Raw genomic sequence first — 19,962 nt, 5'->3', positions numbered from 1 at the left:
GGCCTCAGGCCGCCTTCTTATGCTCAGGAGAGAGCAGAATCCGAAGAGTGCTTCTGCTTATCCGCCTCAAAGTGGTCTTTAAACTGCTCGTAAAGAGAGATCATATTGGTAGCATCACCCTGCATAGGGCTCAGTTTACCGGCGCGAACCAGTTCAATAACCAGTTGTAGGGCGGCCTGCTTTGGGCTACTGGCGGGATGGGCGATTTCAGTTGTCATCTTGGCTTCCATTTGGCTTCCATAAAAAGGACGAAAGCGTAATTTTAACAACTTTCACGCCGCCGGGTGAATTTTTTCCCACTAAATTCCCCCACCCTTTCCCTCTGCCTTTCTGCCGATTCCCCCCGTAAGCCAAATTTCCTGAGCTGAGAAAAATTTGATAAAAGAAATGGATCTGAAATACACCAGAGTCAGAGAATCGTCCAAAAAAATCTCTTTTTACTCAATAAGCTTCAGACGAAAGCATTTCCACCTGCCAGATCACAGTAGCGGAATAAAGACCAGGTAAAATAAGAAAACTCTGCTGGTTTACCCCCAGGCTTCGTCCGATATTGCATGCCGACGCTTGCAGTCGGACAGGCACTGATGCGAGGGTCGTGGTCTCTGACACCCTTTTGCTAAGGGTGCCAGATCGTAACCTTCTTCCCACTTTTCTGGCAGTCTGATATGAACAGAATAAACAATGTCATTTCCCTCGCGGGAACGCTGACCATGCTCCTCTTGTGGTCATCTTTCGCCCCTGCCGAGCAGGTGGTACTGACCCTCTCTCAGGAACAGGATGGCGGTGACGCCGGTCGGGCCTGCATGTACATCCATCAGGGCAAAGCCGAGTTTCGCCTTGTGCAACCCCAGCAGCTCTGTCCAGCCACGCTGACGGTTGAGTCAACACACAGCCCTACCTGAAGAAACTCCTGGCCTTTTTCTTAACGGAAGATACATCGGCAACGGGGAAATATGATACCTTTAGGCAGATGGCGACAGTCTGTATCGTTCCGGCAGATTGCGCTTTTTGACAAGGAATCAGGCATTGAAAACAATTAATATAAAGCTGCTCACACTTGTGGCAACGTTTTTGGTTATTTTATTGCACACAGCGGCTATTCCTTTTAGCACTTTCCATATAGCCTGGTCTGTCTCAGTGATGTATGAAGCGCTGGGACGTATTGCTTTTCCTTTGTTATTGCTGGTCGCGGGTTATGTCTCCCTTAACAAAAATGAATCCCTGCTGAGTACGCTGAAAACCCGCGTGCTCGATTTAGTGATCCCGCTAATTGCCTGGTCTGTTATTTATATTATCTACGGCCAGCAGGTCAGAATGAACGACTCACCGGTTAGCCTGCTCGAGCTTCTGAGTACCCCGGCTTGGCCACATATGTGGTTTATCTACACCATGATCCTGTTGTATCTCCTGACGCCGCTGCTGAACACCTTTATTACCTATGGCAGCCAGCAACGCGTTAACTACACGCTGGCCATCTGGTTTGTGCTGGCCTCGGTCTATGTGCTGTTTGATAACATGAAGGCCAACCTGCTGGAAGGTCGACCTCTGCCAACGCTCAGTAATATTGATATGGTGGTTTATCTGTCAGGATTTTATATTATCGGCGGCGTGGTCCGGCGCTTCAAAATAAATCCTAAAATCACCATTGCTTCGATCATCTTTATTGTGTCAGTGGTAATGACTGCCGTAATGACTTACTCGCTGTCAATCAGTACCTTTAAACCGAATCAGATTTTCCTGTTCTACTCTGCACCGACTATGGTCGTGGTTTCGCTGGCCTTTTTCTTTATGCTGCTGAATGCGCCACTGCGCTTCAACAAAGCGGCTATCTCGGTGATACGAACCCTTTCGCAGCTGAGCTTAGGCATCTTCTTTGTCCATGCCATGGTGCTGGAAGTGCTGCTGGACATGCTGAATCTTAATTACTCAAGCTACTACTCTATCCTGACCCTACCGCTGGCCGCGATAGCCTGCTTTGTGATTTCTGCCGCGCTTGTCTGGGTGCTAAGGCTGATCCCCTTCGTTCGCCGCATTACCTGATAGCCATAAAAACGGCCGCTTTGAGTGCAGAGCGGCCGTTTTTCCGACCCTAAGCCGGGATGCCACATGAGATCAGTAGGCTGCAGCAGCAAACCTGTGTGGCTGATTGATCGCCTTCCGGGCAATCCAGTACAGTAAAATGCGTTCTTCATCGCCATCCTGATCTGCCATCGCCAACAGCTTAAGAGCCAGCGTAGCCTTATTGACAGGTTGCCCGGTAATACTCAGGTCAACCACTGCTTTGCCAATGATAGTGCAGACTTCTTCGTCACTTGAGGTGGGCAGGTCACTTTCAATACTCATTCTATCCTCCTGTTGTGGGTAAATAATAAGCCTGGCAGACAGTGCGGAGATTGCCATCTCTAAGTCATATACTCTTCACAAAAGTGTGCTAACTCCGCGATTCTGCTGAGGTAAATTATCCAGAGAATGGCAGCGATAAACCCATGCTGGCGGCAAATTGCACAGGACGCGGCTACGGTTCCAGGCAAAATATTCGGAAAGCAAAGGTTCAGAAAGCGAGGTGTACTGGAACTGCACAAAGACGCCCTGCGGGCTAAGCAGTGAGGCTGCACGCTCAAGAATGCCGTGGCGGACGTCTTTCGGAAGCGACAACAGAGGCAAACCAGAGAAAATAGCGTCGTATTCGCCGTTCAGGGTCTCTGCTGAAGCGCCGGTGACCTGGAGACGAGGGTCATCAAGGGTGGCCAACTTGGGATGAAAACGGCTGTTGGTTTCGAAGGCCAGCAGCTCGGCATCTGGCCGCATCCGCGTTAAAAGATGGCGAGTCAGCACGCCATCACCGGCTCCCAGCTCAGCAATACGCTGACACTGGTTCCAGTCGACAGCATCCGACATGGTTTTGCACAGAGACAGAGAGGAGGGAGCGATAGTGCCCGTTTTCCGCGGATCGGAGATGAATTCCTGTAAATAACCGGTTTTATCTTTGATATAGGAAAACGCAGATAACAGCATAGTTGAGCCCCTGGCAAAAATGGTTCCTCCCAGTAGGCCACAAGAGACTTAACAATTTCTTAAAACCTTTACGCCCGAGCTGTAAACCAGGATTAATCGCATAAATACCGCCGATTTTTAACGCTTTCATTTATATTTGGCAACAGATGACAATATCACCTCATACTCTATTCCTGCCGCAAAAAATTTGCCTTAGGAAGTAAAAACGAAAAAAACAAAGAAAATGAGCCCGGTATTTATTCTTAAAACGCTGCCAAAAATAAAGCTCAGGCTGGATCATATTTATGACCAGTAGCAACAACGCTGTCAGTAAGCGTTATTCCATGTCAGCTTAAGGATAATCTGCTTTTAAACCAATCCACCTCAATATTGACAACCCTCCCCGCCGATACAGAAAAACTAATGTATCTCTCATGCTCTGCAAATTACTGGCTCTATTTATGTAACACCCTAATCAGAATATCAATAATCTCCCTTCTGGCGGCCACTGTTCAACCCTGAACTTTAAAATTATGCTCTCAGCGTTGTCTGGTTATCCCTTCCTGAGGACTGAAAAAAATGAAAAAAATAACGACGTTTGCTCTGATTTTGACCCTGGCTGCCAGTGCCAGCGTCTATGCAGCACCGACTCCAGGAGCAGCCGCAGGAAGTGAAGCTACTGCGATGTCCGATGGTAACTCAAATGCTGTTGGCGTAGGTGCCGTAGCCGCACTGCTGGGTGTTGCGCTGGCCACTATGGGCGGCGGCGGCGGTGATGGCTCCAATACTGGCACTACCACCACCACAACCGGCACCATGGCACATTAACCCCGCCGCCGAAGGACTTTCGGCAGAAGCGAAGCTGATTGCAGAGGCCTTTCCTGATGGAAAGGCCTTATTTTTGGCTAATCCGGAAGTAAATCCCGCAGCACCATTTCGACCTTTTTACTGTCTTCAGCCCGCAGAGGTAATAATGGACGCGGTAATGCCGGCTGGCAGATCCCCAGAATGTCCGCCGCGCAATACATCACGCGCAGGCTGCTCAGCGTTTTAAACAGCGTCCACATGGGCTGAAGTTCAGCGTTAAGCTGGTTCATCCGTTCGCTGTCTCTCTGCAGAGCCGCCTGAGTAAGGGCCATAGCGTGATTTGGCAGCAAGCCGCCTAACACGCTGAACCAAACGTCTCCCCCGGCGTATAAAGCCTCTGGTGCATGCCAGTCGACGCTGAAGCCAACCGCAAAATCGTCCGCGAAGCGGCTACGAAGGTAGGTAACATAATCCCGATCGGTCTGATCCGATGACGGCTGTTTCAGCGCCTTCACCGTTGGCAGCGTGGCAAGACGCGCCAGCAGTGTGGAAGTGAAGGTGAAGTGCGTCGTGCCCGGATTGTTGTAGATGCAAACAGGCAGCGAAGTGCTCTGCGCAACGGCAGCATAGTGCTGGAACACTTCCTCTTCCGTCAGCGGCGTATAGGAAACCGGGGCCAACAGAATTCCCCCAGCACCGGCCTCTTCTGCATCCTGTGCCAGTAAAATAGCCTCGTCAGTACGAAGCGCTCCAGCGCTGACCATAATCGGGATTTCACCTTTCAGGCAGTCAACAGCGGCTTCAATCGCCCTGCGCTTCTCTTCCCGGCTCAGAAAAGCATAAAGCCCGGTGCTGCCAAGAAGCCCAACTGAATTCACTTTAGCCTGCTTCAACCGCAGCAGAAGTTTCTCCAGCGCAACAACATCTACCACACCCTGTTCACTGGCGGGGGTAATCGGGAATGCAGAAAGGCCTACGAATTGCATCTGAACATCTCCTGAAAGGATTACGCATGGTTCATTTTTATATCACCTCGCCGCACGGGGCGAAACCACCGCCGTCTCGCTGCTGGACTATACTGATAGCTGGGTCTGATTCATCAAAGGAGTGAGCTATGTTAATTGGCTTCGTTTTACTCGTCAGCGCCTGTGGTCATGATGCCTGTGATGCGCTGCCAGTCTCTGAGCACATTTTCCCTACTCAGGTTGCCTGTGAACAAATGGCAGGCCGCATTCATCAACGCAGGCCAGACGCCGTTTTACTTTGTGGGGAGGTACACCGCAATGAAGGAACGACGGTCACCAGCGTCAACGGAGAAAAATGACCGTCGGGTTTTGGCGGTCAAGTTAGCAGTCAGCTTGCCAGTAGAAGGCCAGCCTGCGGGGGAAATGCCAGGCTGACAGAGTTGAAAGAGAAGAGTTTAACGGCCTAAATTGGCATCAAAAGTGTTCCAGCTATCCGTCAGATCAATCACTGTCCGCGATTTACGCGCCTCATCGATTTTAATCGCTGTCAGACCTGCCTCCAGCGCATCAATCACCGACACTTTCAGCAGCGAGCCCGTCTTGATGTGCTTCACAATCTCCGCCGCCATCAACGCATCCGCGCCGTAATGACCATCGTAAGCGTTGCCTTCGTAGGTGGTTGAAACCGTTTTGTCGCCAGTCCGCGCGTCATGCACCCGGAAGTAATTACGGACGAAGTCGCCTTCAGCCATCCCGTCCGTCCCCATCACGCAGAAACGGCGGAACTCATCCGGCACATTGAGGTTGGCGTGAAAAGCCAGGGTGGCTCCGCCAGCGTATTCCACAATCGCCGTCTGATAATCAACAATGTCCGCATCGCTTTCAAATACCGCATCGGTACTCGACCAGCCGCTTGGCTTACTGTGATACAGCTCTGAATCTGAGGTAATCGCCCCCTGCGGAGCATGTTCAGGCGTGAAAGATTTACGGCCACCAAAGCTGGCAACGCGCACCGGTCTTTCCCCCAATAATCCCTGATAGAGATCGATATCGTGGCAGCATTTTTCCAGAATATAGGGCCCGGCATAGCGCTCATAACGACGCCAGTCACGCATAAAGAAGGCGCCGTGCCAGGGCTTGATATGCTCGGTGGCTTCAATGGAGGTGATTTCGCCCAGCCGGTTTTCCGCCTTAGCCTGTAACAAGTCATGGTAAAGAGGCGAATAGCGCAGCACCAACCCAACCAGAATATTTTCCTGACCATACTCACTGACCAGTTTAGCCAGCGCCATGGTTTGAGCTTCGTTGATCACCACCGGTTTTTCAGTGAAGACCCGCTTTCCAGCTTTCAGCCCGGCCTCTATATGCTCAAGGTGCAGATAGTTTGGTGAGCCGACCATCAGCAAATCAAACCCGCCTTCAGCCAGCATCTCATCGAGCGTGGCGAACGCTTTGCCTGCGGGAATGCCAAACGTCTGCAGATTCGGTATGCCAGCCGGAGCCGGATCGACGTAGCCGACAATACTGAAATCCGGGTCGGCTTTATTGAACTCATTCACTACGTTGGAAAGCCGAAAGCCCAGTCCGATGATCGCTACTTTCATATTGACCCCTGCCCATCTTGGTCACGGAAAAAGAAAAGAGTCCCTGATGCCAGTTGAGTCAGAAGCACCGGAGATCGCGCAATTGTTGGACACCAACTTAGTACGACAGAAAAACTAATGTCAACAATGAAAGCACTGTCAAAAACGATAAAAATTCATAACAACATGATTTTAATCATTTAAATACAATTAAAGTCATCCATATTTATTTGTTATTGCGATTTAAGTTTTTTTATTTTATCGTTTCGAGCAAAATAGCCAGGAGTTTTTCGCCACTATGTGGGTCAACGCCGGTCACGGGAGGATCATGCAATCAGAATTTTTGATCGGAGTAGATGGCGGCGGCACGCATTGCCGGACCCGACTCACGACGCCTGAAGGCAGGATCCTGGCGGAATGCACCGGGGGAGCGGCCAACGTCTATTCTGATTTCTCTGGTGCGATCGACAGAGTCAACACACTGATTGATCGCACTTTTTTTGCAGCCAATCTGCCTGTATCGGCACGCAGCAAGACGCACGCGGTATGGGGACTGGCAGGCGCGAACGTGCCTTCTGTTGGCCAGCGACTTCAGCAACAGCCGTCCGATTTTGCCCGCCTCTCCTTATTCTCCGATGTCGATATCGCCTGCGCGGGTGCCCATCAGGGCAAAGCTGGCGCAGTGCTGATTGCCGGTACCGGCAGTCAGGGAGCAGCCTGGGATGGCACGCGTTTTCATCGTGTGGGGGGCTGGGGATTTTCCCTTGCCGACCAGGGCTCTGGCGCACTGCTTGGCCAGCGAGCGTTGCGAAAATCGTTACAGGCCCACGACGGCATTATTGCTGCAACCCCGCTGACTGAAGCGATTATGCGCCACTTTTCACACTCGCCGGATGCGCTGCTCAGCTGGACGCGTCAGGCCACGCCAGGCGATTGGGGCCATTTCTCTCCCTGGGTTTTCGACGCGTCGCAACAGGGCGATAGCCTGGCCGCTAAGCTGATTACCGAAACGGCGGCAGAGGTTACCGAATTGCTGGATGCCCTGGCGCGAGCCAGCCACGGTTCCTTGGCGCTAATGGGCGGAATGGCAGCCCCTTTGCTTCCCTGGCTGGCAGAGGAGACGCGCACTAAAATTGTGCCCGCTCAGCAAGATGCCCTTTCAGGCGCCCTGCTTCTGGCCAGTCTCTGCTGAGTTTTGCCACCGCTGCCAGGCCACTTTACCTATGAGACCGCCACCTTTTATGATCGCACCGAACGTTACCTCACGCATTTTACGGCTGATTGTTGAGAACTCCCCGATCAGCCAGTCCGATCTGAAAGTCCGCAGCGGGCTCAGTATGTCTACCGTGTCACAGGCGGCAAACCGTCTGTTAAGCCGGGGGATCATCATTGAAAAAGGGCTGCGCCGTGTCTCCATGGGCAGGCCTAAAACGCTGCTGGGCCTTAATCCTGATTATGCGACCGTGGTGGGTATCCAGCTCAATGCTGAGCGTAACCTGATTGTCCTGACCGATCTGACCGGTAACCTGATTGGCGAGCAGCAGATGCCCTCAGGCGAACTGACACCCAAGCAGCTCAGTGATGCGCTGGCAAAGTTCCTGAAAACCGTTGAGGATAAGCGCGTTGCGGCTATTGGCCTGGCGCTGGCTGGTCTGGTCGATCCGGTAAGCGGACACTGTATTCGCTCGACGGTGCTGGACTGGACGCATGTCGCCATCGCCTCACTGCTGGAAGAGCGCTTTGCCATTCCGGTCTATATCGAGAACGACGCCAATGCCCTGGCGCTGGCTACGCTGGTATTTGGTCAGCTTGGCGCCGCTCAGACGGCAATTATCGCCACCTACGGCAAAGGTATTGGTGCCGGGATCATCCTGGATCGCGCTCTTTACCGTGGCCGCACAGGCACCGCTGGTGAGATTGGCAATGCGCTGCTCAACGACGGCTCAAAATGCACGCTGGAAGAGAAAGCCTCTTCTAAAGCCATTCTGAAAACGCTGCAGCAAGCGGGTGAAGAGGTTCCGGCTAACCTGCTGGCGCTGGATAAGCACCCTTCGCCACTGGCGCTGAGCACGCTGGCAACAGCCGGCCAGCATCTGGGCCTGTCACTGGCGAACCTTGCGGTTGCTTACGATCCCGACGTGATCTATCTGGCGATGGAGCCGCAAATGGCCTCGCGCATTTTACTCGATCAGATCAGCCAGAGTTTTCAGGCGTACCGTTTGAAGCTGACTCCTCAGTTAACGCCGCTACAATTTCTGACGGAGTCCAGCAGGATGTGGGCGTTAGGTGCCGCAGGATTTACCGTTAACCGGCTGATTGATGTGCTCTCTGCTCAGGCAGACGAAGAAGGGTAAGCTTATCCCGGCGGGTGAATACACCAGCCGCCGGGGTAAAGTCTATCGGATGCGCATCCCCTGCTCATCAAACAGCATGCAATGCTGAGGATTAAGGGCCAGCAAAACCTCTTCTCCCAGTTCGACCTCCTCCATTTTCCGCGCTTCAATCACCAGCAAACTCTCCCGACCAATATCCAGATAGAGATAGTTGGTGTGCCCAAGCCGTTCAGCAAACGAGAGCGTGCCGGGGAATGACCAGTCGCGGTTATCCTGTTCTGCACTGACAAAATGCTCCGGGCGAATGCCCAGCGTCACTCTTTGTCCTTCAGCCAGCGAGGCACTTACGGGCAGCTCGATAGAGGACAGCTTCAGCTCAGGAACCGCCAGACGCACCTTACCAGCCGCAGCGGACAGCACTCTGGCACTGACGAAGTTCATTTTAGGTGAGCCAATAAAGCCCGCGACAAACAGGTTGTCCGGATCGTGATAAAGATCTAATGGCGCGCCAACCTGTTCAATTTTCCCCTGCCGCAGCACCACAATGCGGTCCGCCAGCGTCATCGCCTCCAGCTGGTCGTGGGTGACATAAATCATGGTGTTGCCCAGCGACTCATGCAGTTTGGCAATTTCGATCCGCATCTGCAGCCGCAGTTCGGCATCAAGGTTGGAAAGCGGCTCATCGAACAGGAATATTCTTGGCTGACGAATGATCGCCCTTCCGATAGCAACACGCTGGCGCTGGCCGCCTGAGAGCGCCCGTGGATGACGATCCAACAGCTCGGTCAGGTGTAATTTTTCAGCCGTAATCGCTATCTGTTCGGCAATGTCAGCCTTAGAGCGCTTCGCCACTTCCAGCGGGTAAGCCAGATTACCTTTGACCGTCATATTGGGATACAGCGCGTAGGACTGGAAGACCATCGCAATGCCCCGTTCAGTAGCCGACTGATGGGTCATATCCTGTTGATCAATAAACAGTTCCCCGCTGCTGATCTCCTCCAGCCCGGCGATCATACGCAGCAGCGTGGACTTGCCGCAGCCAGACGGGCCAACGAACACGATAAACTCGCCGTTATCGATTTTCAGATCGATACCGTGGATCACATTGACGTGCTCGTAAGACTTTTTGACGTTTTTTAAGTGCAGAGTAGCCATAGCGTCCTCAGTTCAGATCCTGGCCCATATACAGAGCATTGCTGCGGAACAGCGGCTGGAACCCTAATTGCTGATAGAAATAAGCAACCGGTTCATTTTGCAGACTGATACCGAGATAGACACCGCTCACTCCGGCGGCTTTCAGCGCCGCAAGCTCATGCTCGATCAGCCGCTTACCCCAGCCGCCTCGCTGCCCTTCAGGCAAGATATTGATATGCAAATGCGCGGGGTAGCGCGTGGTCAGCGCCTCAGAAGCGGTTTCCGGCTGACGCACCGAATCCAGAATTTTACTGTCCAGCGGTTTCACCGGCTGACGGTCTGCAAAGCGTTTAGCCTGTAATGGCCACCACTCTTTCAGCAACCTTTGCTCAAAGGCCACGGTATCCGGCGTCGCAACCACGTAGCCGATAACCTTGCCTGCTGTTTCCAGCACGAAGGCAAAGTCAGGGCAAAACAGCGCATAGGGCACAGCAAAGCGGGTGCCCGGATAATGAGGATCGGCATACAGCTCGCTGGCATCTTGCCCGGCATCAGCGGTTTTCAGGCAGATCTCATAGAGTGCGTCGGTATCATCGGCTGTTGCCGGGCGGATCTTTCCTTCAAGCAAAGTCATAGTCCACGCTCATACGGTCGGTGAAGAAGAGATCACCAACTTAAATAAAGCCGACTTTGTTTTCAAGAAAAAATAATTACCTGACATCACCGTTTAATCGATCAGATTATGCAGTCGATCACAGTCTTGACGTTTTGTCTGTCGTAAGAGAGCCCGCAGAGGGCAATCTGGCGGGAAAAACCCTCAACTCTGCCGTCACCCTGCCTTTTTCTAGAGGTATAACGGAGAGCGACATACTATTTTCATATGACCATTCAGTGGATTAGCTTGCAAGACAGGCCACCAGACAGAACACCTGAACAGACCAGACAACCCGGCGTTTAAGCAGTAAAAGGGGAGTTATCCAGCTTTTCACCCTGAAAAATGAAAAATAATCAGTTTTTCTGCTCTGCATCACCTTTCAGCAATGCGGAGCTGGGGATGTTTGACTTTATTTAATCATTAAAGTAAGTATGAACTAAGGCCAGGTCATCATCTAAAAAACGCCCTCATGCAACCAGCGGGAAAGTCGGTTGTCATCATGAAAGGATGCTCTCTTGATGTTGGAGAAACAGATCCATGTTCACTGCTTCCAGGGTTACCCGTTCTTCCCGCGTTGTTACTGCCCGCCCGGTGCTGTCGTTAGTGGCGGTGGGCTTAGTTACCGCACTGTTTAACCTGCCGGCGCAGGCGGCAACGGCCCTGGCCGAGTGGGATATTTATAATTATCCCTCACAGACCTCGGCCATCGATGAAGCGATTAAAGAGTTTACCGCCGCGAATCCCGGCGTCAGCATCGATCGCTCTGTTCACTCCTTTGACGACACCCGCATCCCGTTAAAGCTGTCGCTGAATTCCGGTGACGGCCCGCAGGTTGCTCAGGTTAACCAGGGCGGCGGTGATATGGGTGCGCTGGTCAAAGAGAAGCTGCTGATCCCGCTGGACGGCTATGCGAAGCAGTACGGCTGGACCACCCGTTTCCCTGACTCCATGCTGAAACGTAACCGCTGGTCTGACACCCAGCAGTTCGGCAGTGGTGCTCTGTATGGCGTTGCCAGCCTCGGTGAAATGGTCGGGCTGTATTACAACAAGCAGTTACTGGATAAGGCCGGTATCGCCGTGCCAAAAACCCTGGCTGAGTTCGAAGCCGCAATGGCCAAACTGAAAGCACAAGGCACTGCGCCACTGATGCTGGGCATTCTTGACGGCGCTGCCGGACAGCAGATGCTGACCACGCTGTGGCAGGATCAAATCAGCAGTAGCGATCGTAAAGCGATGGACGATCTGATTTATGACGTAGGCGGCACCTTCAAAGACGCGAAGCTGCAGAAAGCCGCCGCGCTGATGCAGGACTGGAATAAGAAAGGCTACTTTTTCCCAGGCTTCCAGGGGATTGGTAAAGACGATGCGGCAACCCTGTTCCAGAGTGGTCAGGCAGCCTTCTTTGTCAGCGGCACCTGGTATATGGGGCAGTTTAAAGATAACAAAGATATTCACTTCTCCGCCTTCCCGCAGTTTGCAGGCGTAAGCAAACCGCTGATGGTGGGAGGAACCGATTTACCGTTCTCCATTACCCTGACGGCGAAAACCAAAGAGCAACAGGATGCGGCGGCAAAGTATATTGATTACATCGTCTCAGACAAGATGGCGGAAAAATGGCTGAAGGCCGGTTTCCTGCCTGCCAGCGCCAATAAAGACGCCAAACTTCCGGCGGACAATCCGCTGCTGGCCGATGTCTATAACGTCTGGACCACGGTTAACTCACACGATGGTCTGGGCCATTACGTGGACTGGGCGACGCCTACCATGGGCAATGCGCTGAATGAAAACGTGCAGTTGCTGCTGGCGGATAAAATTACCCCGCAACAGATGGCCGATAAACTGGACAGCAACTACCAGCAGTACCTCTCCAGCCTGAAAAAGTAACTTCTCTGCCCGGTGCTCAGTCAGGCCGGGCCGTTATTCAGTATGAAGCGCGAGAACACCGTTATGCTTAATAAGTCACGACTGCAAAATGCGCTCTATATTTTGCCCTCAATGCTTATCTATTCGCTATTTTTGCTGTTCCCTTTGCTGGTTTCGGTAGGCGTCAGTTTTACCTCATGGGACGGCGCCACCAGGCCGATCTTCATCGGCCTGAATAACTTTGTGCAGATGTTTAACGATCCGGTATTTTGGGTAGCGATCAAAAATAACGCCGTGCTGATGCTGTTCTACACGCTGTTCCCGCTTTGTATTGGTCTGCTGCTGTGTAGCTTCCTCAATGACACCCGCAATAATAAAGAGCGCAGCCTGCTGCGAATTCTGTTCTTTCTGCCCTATATCATGCCGATGGCCGTATTAGGGGTAGTTTGGCGCTGGCTGTATAACCCGGCCTTTGGGCCTATAGACCACTTCTTCCGCGCCATCGGGCTGCCGCAGTTTGCGCTTTCCTGGCTGGGGGATTTTGACTGGGCATTACCGGCGGTGGGCTTTGTCGCGACCTGGTATTTCTTTGGTTTCTGTCTGGTGCTGTTTATGTCTGGCCTGCAACGTATGGACCCTTCACTGCTGGAAGCGGCCGATCTTGATGGGTCGTCGCGGCGGCAGAAGTTTATGCGCATTACCTTACCCGGGTTGCGCCCGGAAATCCGCGTAGCGCTGCTGCTGACGGTGATATCCAGCCTGAAAGCCTTCGACCTGGTCTATGTGATGACGCATGGCGGCCCCGGCACGTCCACGCTGGTAACTAACCTGTATATGTATCAGCAGGGCTTTGATTTACGCCACTACGGCTATGCCTCTGCGGTGGCTATTGTCGGGATGATCATTGTGTTTGCGATCAACAGTATTATTCACTTTGCCATCCGGGAGCGTCACTGATGCGCGGTACGTCTGTTGTTCCACGTGCGGTTATCTGGCTGATAGCCATTGTCACTATTCTGCCGTTTCTGATGGCACTGATGACCTCGTTTAAAACGCAAAGTGAGCTGTTTGCCGGCGTGTTTGCCCTGCCCTCGCACTTCAATTTTGCCAACTATGTGTCTGCCTGGCAGGAAGGCCATTTCAGCACCTATTTTCTAAACTCCGTGCTGGTCGTTTTCCCGGTAGTGATTATCAGTATCCTGGTTGGCATTCTGTCCGGGTTTGGTTTCGCCTTTCTGCGTATTCCCGGAAAAACGCTGTTTGCCGCGCTGATGGCGTTAGGCATGGTGCTGCCCAGTGAAGCCTTTATTATCCCGCTTTATCACGAATTACACTGGATGGGCCTGACCAATACCTATCTGGCGTTAATCCTGCCGCAGATTGCCCTTTCGCTGCCCTTTACCACGCTGATGATTGCCACGGCCTTCCAGCAGGTGCCAAAAGAGCTGATAGAAGCCGCGGTGATGGATGGCTCAAAAAGGACGCGAATATTGTGGGGGATCCTGGTACCGGCGATAGTGCCGACGCTGACAACGCTGGCGCTGCTGCTGTTTATCTGGACGTGGAATGAGTTCCTGATCCCGCTGATTCTGGTGAATAAGGATGAGCTCAGAACCTTGCCGATTGGCATGATGTTCTTCCAGAACAAAAACACCATAAACATCCCGGTGCTGATGGCGGGCGCGATGATTGTGATTTTGCCGTTAGTGGCCGTTTTCCTGGTGTTCCAGCGTAAGTTTATCAGTGGCGTAACCGAAGGGGCGGTGAAGTAAAACGGGGAGTTACTGAACGGCTGGGGAATCGATGTTTCTGCTCCCCAGGCCGTTGGGAAGGGGTTAGCTCTGCTCTTCGCTATCCGACTTTTCATCAACATAACGGGTGACGGCCAGCAGACGGTTCACATGAGTCAGCAGCAGATCAACATCAGACTGCAGGAAACCCTGACCAGAGCTTGACGCGGTGACAATCGCATTCTGGATGTTTTCAGAGATGTTATTGGCCCCTTCTTTTCCTGCGGTCAGCAATAACGCCGCAATCAGCAGGGATTGGGCTTCGACTTGCGCAGTCAGTTCTTTTGCATCCACATCGATTTTTGCAATCTTCATCAAAATATCAATAACTAACTGTTTCATGGCCTGCTCCTGAGATAATATGCCCCCGAAATTACCACCACCGCAGGCCATGAGTAAACAGGATTAGGCTGACTATTTACCCGTCAAGCAACGGGCCTATCCTCAACATTCATTTCATTATCATCAGGTTGTCGCTTCGGCCACCGGCTTCACCGCTGCTAATTTTCCTAAAAATGCCTCCTGCGGTGGCGAACAGACCAATTTAGTCTAGATTTAAGCTTCCATCCGGCTGTCCCCCCGGATTTGGTGCATTCCCTTTACTCATTCTACGAATAACAACTTTATTCGCCCTGCCGTTCAGGGCGACTTTTTGATGACACACACAGCGAAAAAACGGAGAGGTTATCCGTCATGGATAAAAAACATTTTTATGAGCGACTGACGCGCTGGCAACATCTGCGCTTTAATGGCGTCACTTCTCGTGAACGCCCAGACACACAAGCATGGAATAAAAAGTACGAGATTTATATTCAGGACAAGAGCCGATCTTCGGCCCAGCTTTACATCAGAACCACCCAGCCAGGTGAAGACATTACTCAGGTGCTGAGTGAATACCTGAGCTGGTTGCAGGAGTACAACGACAAGGACCTCACCGCGACCGCTCCTGCGGAAATGCCGATTGTTGCTCGCAGCAAAATGAAAGAGAACTGCCGGAGCGTGGCAGGAAACCACCAGCCAAGGCTGCATACCACTACCCCTGCTTCAAGGCTGACAAGAAGCCTTTCCTGACAGGCATCAGGCTGCCGGAATTCTCCCGGTAGCCTGCCTGCTGACGCTAAAACCTGCTGAATTCCTCTTCTACTCATTAAATATCGTTATTTTCCTGGCAAAATCACATTTCTGGCTTAGATTTAAGGGTCGTGTGATCTGCGTCACACAATCGAAAGCAGAATAATAACGATTTTCCAGGGAGTAACTTGTGACTGATCCATCGAACAGTGGCACGGCAGCGGCAAAAGCCCCGCAACCGACCGAACCACTGGTAAAAGTAATTGCGTTTATTGCCACACTGGGCGGCCTGCTATTTGGCTACGATACTGGCGTGATTGCCGGTGCTTTGCTGTTTATGAAGCACGACCTGCATCTGACTTCACTGACCACCGGGATGGTAACCAGCTTTCTGATCCTGGGATCGGCCATCGGGGCGATTTGCGCCGGGCGGGTTGCTGACCGTTATGGCCGCAAAAAAGTGATTTTAGTGATGGCGATCATCTTCATGTGCGGCTCGCTGGGTTGTGCGCTGGCACCGAACGTGGTGCTCATGATCCTGTTCCGCTTCATTCTCGGTCTGGCCGTAGGGGGCGCGGCCGCTATCGTGCCGATCTACATCGCTGAAATTGTCCCGGCTAACCGCCGCTGGCAGTTTGTGACGTTACAGGAATTGATGATTGTTTCCGGTCAGCTGATTGCTTACACCAGCAACGCGGCAATCAATGAAGTCTGGGGCGGCGAAACCACCTGGCGCTGGATGTTGGGCGTGGCCTGTGTGCCAGCCGTTATTCTGTGGGTGGGGATGTTGTTCCTGCCTGACACGCCTCGTTGGTATGCGATGCATGGCCGCTACCGTGAAGCGCGTGATGTGTTGGAACGCACTCGTCACTCGCGCATGGTAGAGAAAGAGATGGGCGAAATTCGTCAATCAATGGACTCTAAAAGCCAGAAAAATGCACGCCGACAGAAAACCATCTCAGTGTGGATGAAGCGACTGGTTGCGCTGGGCATTGGTATTGCCATGCTGCAGCAGCTTTCAGGGGTTAATACCATCATGTTTTATGCGCCAACGATGTTGCAGGCTACCGGACTGGGAACCAATGCTTCGCTGCTGGCGACTATCGCTAACGGCGTGATTTCGGTGATCATGACCTTTGTTGGCATCATGTTGCTCAGCCGCTTTGGCCGCCGTCCTCTGCTACTTGTCGGGCAGATTGGCTGTACCTGCTCGTTACTGGCTATCGGTCTGGTGACCTGGTTGATGCCCGAAACGGTGCAGGGGCAACCTGATGTGCTGCGCAGTTATCTGGTGTTGGGTGGAATGCTGATTTTCCTCAGTTTCCAACAGGGTGCCCTTTCTCCGGTGACCTGGTTGTTGCTGTCAGAAATTTTCCCAATGCGCATTCGTGGCATGGCTAACGGCATCTCGGTCTTTGCGATGCAGATGACCAATTTCTCCATCGCCTTTATGTTCCCCATTCTGCTGGAAAGCTTCGGTCTGACTACCTGCTTCTTCGCGTTTGCTGCCATTGGCGTAGCCGGCGGGATTTTCGCCCTTATTTTTGCCCCGGAAACCCGGGGGAAAACGCTGGAGCAGATTGAAGTCCACTTCAAAAAACACCTGCAGGACGATCCGGCACCCCAATCCGGAAACTGATAGTCGGTGCCAGGGAAGGCACCTCACCTCTTATTGTTGCATTTCACATAATTCTTATTGAGCGAAGGCGGTTTGCCTACCAGGCTTACCTTTCACTTTTAAGAAAGGATCGTCATGTTCAGATTTCTGTTTTCCCTGTTTTCCAGTCCGGAATTGCTGCTGCAAGTCATGAGCGAGCAGGATATTGAAGAATCTATTGAGGAAGGTGAACGCATTCTCATCGATGAAGATGGCAGCGCGACGGTGAATATCTTCAGCTCGGATGCCCGTGAAGACTTTGCCCGCCATGTTAACGCGCTGAAGAGGGCTTAAGATGGGAACGGCAATTTTTATGGTGCTGATGGTCTGCGGTTACTGGTACACCAGCCGCGACCTTTCCACCCGTTTTAAGGTAAAACGCTCTTTTGGCTGGGATGTTTACTTCCTGGTTGCCCTGTACGGCTGTATTTTCGTCTTGCAGGGCGTGATTGCCACCGGGTTAATCTGGCTGGTGCTACTGATCGCTTCCGCCGGTCTCAATGCCTTACCTCAGTTGAATGAAGGATTACATCATCACTGGCAGGTCGAGTTTATGACCTGGAGTTTCCTGGGGATCCAGGCACCGGTGGTCATTATGCTGGCCTTTGCCGTGGCTTTCTGTCTTTACCGCTCCAGCTGGTCTGGCAGCGCGAAACTGGACAGTTCAGGGCGTAAGAAACTCTATAAGAAATTGTCGCGCTCAAATGGCGTTGAAGGGCTGTTGTTCCAGTGCATGGAAGAAGGCGAACTGGCCTGGGTCACGCTGAAATCCCGCCGCATCTATATTGGCATGATCCACACCGCAACCTATGACAATGCCACCACCGCCAACATCGTGCTGATCCCGATGCTAAGCGGCTACCGCGATGGCAAAACCCTGAGCCTTTGCATCGAGCATAACTACAGCAAATGGTACGACGAGCATGGCATTACGCTGGACTCTGAACCCAAATCGGCGATGGCATTTCGTAAAGTGATCATGCTGGATCAGATTGAAAGCCTGTCGCTGTTTGATGCCGCCAGCGCCAGTGCGCTCGCGTTGCCAAGTGAGGATGAAGCGCCCCGACATTAGCCGGGCCTCCTGTAGGCTGGTCTGAGTTCGCCAGCCTACAGGAGACGCATGCAGGGTCAGAACAGCAGCGAAATCAGCCAGAATCCGGCAAAGGTCATCAACAAAGAGCCTGTCACGTGGGTGAAGACGGAGATCATCGCCCAGAGATAGTTGCCGGCCTGCATCAACGAAACGATCTCAAGCGAAAAAGTAGAGAAGGTGGTTAATCCGCCACAGAATCCGGTGATAATCAGCAGCTTCCAGGCGGGATCCAGTTCCGGGTTACGCAGGAAGAACGCCATCGCCCCGCCGATAATAAAACCGCCAACCAGATTAACCGTCAGCGTTCCCGGCGGAAGGCTTGGGAAAAGTGCGTTCAGACGCACCGACAACAGCCATCGCAGAATGCTGCCTGCGGCACCGCCAACAGCAATGGCAACTAACGTCTTGAGCATCACGCCCTCATTTTAACCCCATCAAGTAATGGCGCCAGCCTACTGAGCAGGCTCTTTTTTTGCAAGTGACAAGGGATCCCAATGGTGACAAAACGCTTCGATATCCGTTGCCTTAAACTCAGCCAGATGCGCCATGATCTCACTCATCGGCCAGTCCCACCAGGCAATGCGCGCCAGACATTCCGCCACGTCCCGTGAAAAACGCTCTTTAATCACTTTGGCAGGCACGCCACCTACAATGGTGTAAGGTGCCACATCTTTAGTCACCACAGCCCCAGCGGCAAGCACCGCGCCATCGCCAACCGTGACGCCGGGTAATACCGTCACCGCATGTCCAATCCATACGTCGTTACCTATCACCACTTTATCTGCCCGGCGGGCGGCGAAAAAGTCCCGATCACGCTCGGCGGTGGAGCAGTAATATTCCGCGCAATAGGTAAAGCGATGCTGTGAAGGACGATCGACAGGATGGTTTGGCGCACCCAGCCGGACGTTTGAGGCGATGGCGGTGAACTTGCCGATGTCGCTGTCAGCCACGGTGCAATAAGGGCCGAGATAGGAGTAATCCCCCAGGCTGGCATACTCAAGGTGGCTGTGGGCCAGGATTTCACAACAGCGGCCAATCTCAACTTCGCGCAGCGTAACGCTTTCATCGATAAAGGTGTCGGCTAACTTTGGCTGATGCAAGTCAATGACGGTCATAAAGCCTCATCTGGTCAGATATCTGGATGAGTGCAGCCCACATTCAAAAGGAACTGCCCTGCATCGGGTTATATTCAGCAGAGGCCACTCTGGCATAGCCAGATGACAGATTAGTGCAGAAGAGATGACAGCGAGGTTGATTGGCTCCCCGTCAGGGGAGCGTCTGGCAGAAACTATTGCGTGACCAGCACCGGTTTATCACGCCAGGCTGTCGGGTACATCTGCTTCAACTGAGTCAACTTAGGCATATCGTTCACCGCAATATAGGGCGCGTCAGGGTTATTGGTCAGGTAGTTCTGGTGGTAACTTTCCGCCGGATAAAATGCCCGACCGCTCTCAACGGTAGTCACTACAGGCTCGCTGAAACGATGGCTGGCATTGAGTTGAGCGATATAAGCCTTAGCGACTTTCTGCTGCTGTTCATTTTGCGGAAAAATGGCTGAGCGGTACTGAGTGCCGCTGTCCGGCCCCTGGAAGTTCAACTCTGTCGGGTTGTGGCCAACCGAGAAAAAGATTTGCAGAAGCTGACCGTAAGTCACCTGCGTAGGATCATAAGTCACTTTAACGGACTCCGCATGGCCGGTATCGCCCCCGCTAACCGTCTCGTATTGGGCGGTTTTCTCACTGCCACCGGTATACCCGGAGAGTGCGCTGGTGACGCCTTTGACATGCTGGAAAACGCCCTGGATCCCCCAGAAGCAGCCACCAGCAAACACGGCGGTTTCACTGTGTGACCCCGCCACGGTTTCATCCATTGCTGGCGCCGGGATGGCAACCGCCGGCTCTGCTCCATAGCCCCACGCGTTACTCTGCAGCAGCAGAGCGCCAGATCCTAACAGAACCCCCGCCGTAAAAAGCGCAGGGACCGATCGTAAAAAATGCCGAATTTTTTTCATGACTCT

At 52.7% G+C, this 19,962-nt stretch carries 24 protein-coding genes; 13 read left to right on the top strand and 11 right to left on the bottom strand.

The features are described from left to right. Positions 1-23 precede the first annotated feature (23 nt). The gene (locus WCC56_RS13565) at positions 24-218 is read right to left on the bottom strand and encodes a hypothetical protein (RefSeq protein ID WP_424692878.1); all 195 of its coding nucleotides are present in this window, start codon (positions 216-218) and stop codon (positions 24-26) included. A 447-nt stretch (positions 219-665) separates the two neighbouring features. On the opposite strand from WCC56_RS13565, the gene WCC56_RS13560 reads away from it, so the two are divergent. Then, positions 666-902, top strand: coding sequence for a hypothetical protein (locus WCC56_RS13560; protein WP_424692877.1), 237 nt, complete (start codon positions 666-668; stop codon positions 900-902). Between the two features lie 157 nt (positions 903-1,059). After that, positions 1,060-2,040 (top strand): acyltransferase, encoded by a 981-nt coding sequence (locus tag WCC56_RS13555; RefSeq protein WP_424692910.1) that lies wholly within the window; start codon positions 1,060-1,062, stop codon positions 2,038-2,040. A 72-nt stretch (positions 2,041-2,112) separates the two neighbouring features. Here WCC56_RS13555 and WCC56_RS13550 read toward each other — a convergent pair whose 3' ends face one another. After that, positions 2,113-2,343: a hypothetical protein gene (locus WCC56_RS13550; RefSeq protein ID WP_424692876.1), complete on the bottom strand. Its 231-nt coding sequence runs from the start codon at positions 2,341-2,343 to the stop codon at positions 2,113-2,115. 75 nt (positions 2,344-2,418) lie between these two features. Next, positions 2,419-3,015: a class I SAM-dependent methyltransferase gene (locus WCC56_RS13545; RefSeq protein WP_424692875.1), complete on the bottom strand. Its 597-nt coding sequence runs from the start codon at positions 3,013-3,015 to the stop codon at positions 2,419-2,421. 558 nt (positions 3,016-3,573) lie between these two features. Between WCC56_RS13545 and yjbE the strand changes: the two genes are divergently transcribed. Beyond that, complete coding sequence (yjbE, locus tag WCC56_RS13540; protein ID WP_424692874.1) at positions 3,574-3,822, top strand: exopolysaccharide production protein YjbE; 249 nt, start codon at positions 3,574-3,576, stop codon at positions 3,820-3,822. 77 nt (positions 3,823-3,899) lie between these two features. Here yjbE and WCC56_RS13535 read toward each other — a convergent pair whose 3' ends face one another. Further along, positions 3,900-4,787: a dihydrodipicolinate synthase family protein gene (locus WCC56_RS13535; protein WP_424692873.1), complete on the bottom strand. Its 888-nt coding sequence runs from the start codon at positions 4,785-4,787 to the stop codon at positions 3,900-3,902. 128 nt (positions 4,788-4,915) lie between these two features. Between WCC56_RS13535 and WCC56_RS13530 the strand changes: the two genes are divergently transcribed. Beyond that, positions 4,916-5,125, top strand: a complete 210-nt coding sequence (locus WCC56_RS13530; protein ID WP_424692872.1) for a hypothetical protein — start codon at positions 4,916-4,918, stop codon at positions 5,123-5,125. Positions 5,126-5,221: 96 nt separating this feature from the next. Here WCC56_RS13530 and WCC56_RS13525 read toward each other — a convergent pair whose 3' ends face one another. Then, positions 5,222-6,370 (bottom strand): Gfo/Idh/MocA family protein, encoded by a 1,149-nt coding sequence (locus tag WCC56_RS13525; RefSeq protein WP_424692871.1) that lies wholly within the window; start codon positions 6,368-6,370, stop codon positions 5,222-5,224. Between the two features lie 307 nt (positions 6,371-6,677). Here WCC56_RS13525 and WCC56_RS13520 point away from each other — a divergent pair, with 307 nt between their 5' ends. Together WCC56_RS13520 and WCC56_RS13515 are read left to right on the top strand one after the other, a co-directional pair. Continuing rightward, complete coding sequence (locus tag WCC56_RS13520; RefSeq protein WP_424692870.1) at positions 6,678-7,541, top strand: BadF/BadG/BcrA/BcrD ATPase family protein; 864 nt, start codon at positions 6,678-6,680, stop codon at positions 7,539-7,541. Between the two features lie 49 nt (positions 7,542-7,590). Beyond that, positions 7,591-8,703 carry an ROK family protein gene (locus WCC56_RS13515; protein WP_424692909.1) on the top strand — a complete coding sequence of 371 codons (1,113 nt, stop codon included), beginning with the start codon at positions 7,591-7,593 and terminating at the stop codon, positions 8,701-8,703. Between the two features lie 42 nt (positions 8,704-8,745). Here WCC56_RS13515 and WCC56_RS13510 read toward each other — a convergent pair whose 3' ends face one another. Both WCC56_RS13510 and WCC56_RS13505 read right to left on the bottom strand, forming a co-directional pair. Then, entirely contained in the window at positions 8,746-9,837 is a 1,092-nt protein-coding gene (locus tag WCC56_RS13510; protein WP_424692869.1) for an ABC transporter ATP-binding protein, read from the bottom strand. 7 nt (positions 9,838-9,844) lie between these two features. Continuing rightward, complete coding sequence (locus WCC56_RS13505; protein WP_424692868.1) at positions 9,845-10,450, bottom strand: N-acetyltransferase family protein; 606 nt, start codon at positions 10,448-10,450, stop codon at positions 9,845-9,847. A gap of 558 nt (positions 10,451-11,008) precedes the next feature. Here WCC56_RS13505 and WCC56_RS13500 point away from each other — a divergent pair. From WCC56_RS13500 to WCC56_RS13490, 3 genes are all read left to right on the top strand, one after another. Beyond that, positions 11,009-12,355, top strand: coding sequence for an extracellular solute-binding protein (locus tag WCC56_RS13500; RefSeq protein WP_424692867.1), 1,347 nt, complete (start codon positions 11,009-11,011; stop codon positions 12,353-12,355). A 63-nt stretch (positions 12,356-12,418) separates the two neighbouring features. After that, positions 12,419-13,291: a carbohydrate ABC transporter permease gene (locus WCC56_RS13495; RefSeq protein ID WP_424692866.1), complete on the top strand. Its 873-nt coding sequence runs from the start codon at positions 12,419-12,421 to the stop codon at positions 13,289-13,291. Next, on the top strand, positions 13,291-14,106 hold the full coding sequence (locus WCC56_RS13490) for a carbohydrate ABC transporter permease (protein WP_424692865.1): 816 nt from the start codon (positions 13,291-13,293) through the stop codon (positions 14,104-14,106). The genes WCC56_RS13495 and WCC56_RS13490 overlap by 1 nt, the downstream gene beginning before the upstream one ends. A gap of 63 nt (positions 14,107-14,169) precedes the next feature. Here the strand turns inward: WCC56_RS13490 and iraP are convergent, their stop codons facing one another. Beyond that, positions 14,170-14,466 (bottom strand): anti-adapter protein IraP, encoded by a 297-nt coding sequence (gene iraP / locus WCC56_RS13485; protein ID WP_424692864.1) that lies wholly within the window; start codon positions 14,464-14,466, stop codon positions 14,170-14,172. A gap of 351 nt (positions 14,467-14,817) precedes the next feature. Between iraP and WCC56_RS13480 the strand changes: the two genes are divergently transcribed. The 4 genes from WCC56_RS13480 (at position 14,818) to WCC56_RS13465 (ending at position 17,924) form a co-directional block, all read left to right on the top strand. After that, on the top strand, positions 14,818-15,195 hold the full coding sequence (locus WCC56_RS13480; protein WP_424692863.1) for a hypothetical protein: 378 nt from the start codon (positions 14,818-14,820) through the stop codon (positions 15,193-15,195). Between the two features lie 190 nt (positions 15,196-15,385). After that, on the top strand, positions 15,386-16,834 hold the full coding sequence (locus WCC56_RS13475; RefSeq protein ID WP_424692862.1) for a sugar porter family MFS transporter: 1,449 nt from the start codon (positions 15,386-15,388) through the stop codon (positions 16,832-16,834). 114 nt (positions 16,835-16,948) lie between these two features. Then, on the top strand, positions 16,949-17,146 hold the full coding sequence (locus WCC56_RS13470; protein ID WP_424692861.1) for a hypothetical protein: 198 nt from the start codon (positions 16,949-16,951) through the stop codon (positions 17,144-17,146). 1 nt (position 17,147) lies between these two features. Further along, positions 17,148-17,924 carry a hypothetical protein gene (locus tag WCC56_RS13465; RefSeq protein ID WP_424692860.1) on the top strand — a complete coding sequence of 259 codons (777 nt, stop codon included), beginning with the start codon at positions 17,148-17,150 and terminating at the stop codon, positions 17,922-17,924. 56 nt (positions 17,925-17,980) lie between these two features. Here the strand turns inward: WCC56_RS13465 and crcB are convergent, their stop codons facing one another. From crcB to msrA, 3 genes are all read right to left on the bottom strand, one after another. Then, the gene (gene crcB, locus WCC56_RS13460; protein WP_424692859.1) at positions 17,981-18,358 is read right to left on the bottom strand and encodes a fluoride efflux transporter CrcB; all 378 of its coding nucleotides are present in this window, start codon (positions 18,356-18,358) and stop codon (positions 17,981-17,983) included. Between the two features lie 39 nt (positions 18,359-18,397). After that, positions 18,398-19,060 (bottom strand): DapH/DapD/GlmU-related protein, encoded by a 663-nt coding sequence (locus WCC56_RS13455; RefSeq protein ID WP_424692858.1) that lies wholly within the window; start codon positions 19,058-19,060, stop codon positions 18,398-18,400. Between the two features lie 173 nt (positions 19,061-19,233). Further along, positions 19,234-19,956 carry a peptide-methionine (S)-S-oxide reductase MsrA gene (gene msrA / locus WCC56_RS13450; RefSeq protein WP_424692857.1) on the bottom strand — a complete coding sequence of 241 codons (723 nt, stop codon included), beginning with the start codon at positions 19,954-19,956 and terminating at the stop codon, positions 19,234-19,236. Positions 19,957-19,962: the final 6 nt, after the last annotated feature.

The sequence above is a fragment of the Erwinia sp. genome (assembly GCF_049696395.1).
GTDB lineage: Bacteria > Pseudomonadota > Gammaproteobacteria > Enterobacterales > Enterobacteriaceae > Erwinia.
This window is presented reverse-complemented; position numbering and strand designations above follow the sequence as displayed.

Bases quoted from the DNA above. Each gene is read 5' to 3' on its own strand.
- WCC56_RS13565 (WP_424692878.1), bottom strand. From the start codon at position 218: ATGACAACTGAAATCGCCCATCCCGCCAGTAGCCCAAAGCAGGCCGCC.
- WCC56_RS13560 (WP_424692877.1), top strand. From the start codon at position 666: ATGAACAGAATAAACAATGTCATTTCCCTCGCGGGAACGCTGACCATG.
- WCC56_RS13550 (WP_424692876.1), bottom strand. From the start codon at position 2,343: ATGAGTATTGAAAGTGACCTGCCCACCTCAAGTGACGAAGAAGTCTGC.
- WCC56_RS13545 (WP_424692875.1), bottom strand. From the start codon at position 3,015: ATGCTGTTATCTGCGTTTTCCTATATCAAAGATAAAACCGGTTATTTA.
- yjbE (WP_424692874.1), top strand. From the start codon at position 3,574: ATGAAAAAAATAACGACGTTTGCTCTGATTTTGACCCTGGCTGCCAGT.
- WCC56_RS13535 (WP_424692873.1), bottom strand. From the start codon at position 4,787: ATGCAATTCGTAGGCCTTTCTGCATTCCCGATTACCCCCGCCAGTGAA.
- WCC56_RS13530 (WP_424692872.1), top strand. From the start codon at position 4,916: ATGTTAATTGGCTTCGTTTTACTCGTCAGCGCCTGTGGTCATGATGCC.
- WCC56_RS13525 (WP_424692871.1), bottom strand. From the start codon at position 6,370: ATGAAAGTAGCGATCATCGGACTGGGCTTTCGGCTTTCCAACGTAGTG.
- WCC56_RS13520 (WP_424692870.1), top strand. From the start codon at position 6,678: ATGCAATCAGAATTTTTGATCGGAGTAGATGGCGGCGGCACGCATTGC.
- WCC56_RS13515 (WP_424692909.1), top strand. From the start codon at position 7,591: ATGATCGCACCGAACGTTACCTCACGCATTTTACGGCTGATTGTTGAG.
- WCC56_RS13510 (WP_424692869.1), bottom strand. From the start codon at position 9,837: ATGGCTACTCTGCACTTAAAAAACGTCAAAAAGTCTTACGAGCACGTC.
- WCC56_RS13505 (WP_424692868.1), bottom strand. From the start codon at position 10,450: ATGACTTTGCTTGAAGGAAAGATCCGCCCGGCAACAGCCGATGATACC.
- WCC56_RS13500 (WP_424692867.1), top strand. From the start codon at position 11,009: ATGTTCACTGCTTCCAGGGTTACCCGTTCTTCCCGCGTTGTTACTGCC.
- WCC56_RS13495 (WP_424692866.1), top strand. From the start codon at position 12,419: ATGCTTAATAAGTCACGACTGCAAAATGCGCTCTATATTTTGCCCTCA.
- WCC56_RS13490 (WP_424692865.1), top strand. From the start codon at position 13,291: ATGCGCGGTACGTCTGTTGTTCCACGTGCGGTTATCTGGCTGATAGCC.
- iraP (WP_424692864.1), bottom strand. From the start codon at position 14,466: ATGAAACAGTTAGTTATTGATATTTTGATGAAGATTGCAAAAATCGAT.
- WCC56_RS13480 (WP_424692863.1), top strand. From the start codon at position 14,818: ATGGATAAAAAACATTTTTATGAGCGACTGACGCGCTGGCAACATCTG.
- WCC56_RS13470 (WP_424692861.1), top strand. From the start codon at position 16,949: ATGTTCAGATTTCTGTTTTCCCTGTTTTCCAGTCCGGAATTGCTGCTG.
- WCC56_RS13465 (WP_424692860.1), top strand. From the start codon at position 17,148: ATGGGAACGGCAATTTTTATGGTGCTGATGGTCTGCGGTTACTGGTAC.
- crcB (WP_424692859.1), bottom strand. From the start codon at position 18,358: ATGCTCAAGACGTTAGTTGCCATTGCTGTTGGCGGTGCCGCAGGCAGC.
- WCC56_RS13455 (WP_424692858.1), bottom strand. From the start codon at position 19,060: ATGACCGTCATTGACTTGCATCAGCCAAAGTTAGCCGACACCTTTATC.
- msrA (WP_424692857.1), bottom strand. From the start codon at position 19,956: ATGAAAAAAATTCGGCATTTTTTACGATCGGTCCCTGCGCTTTTTACG.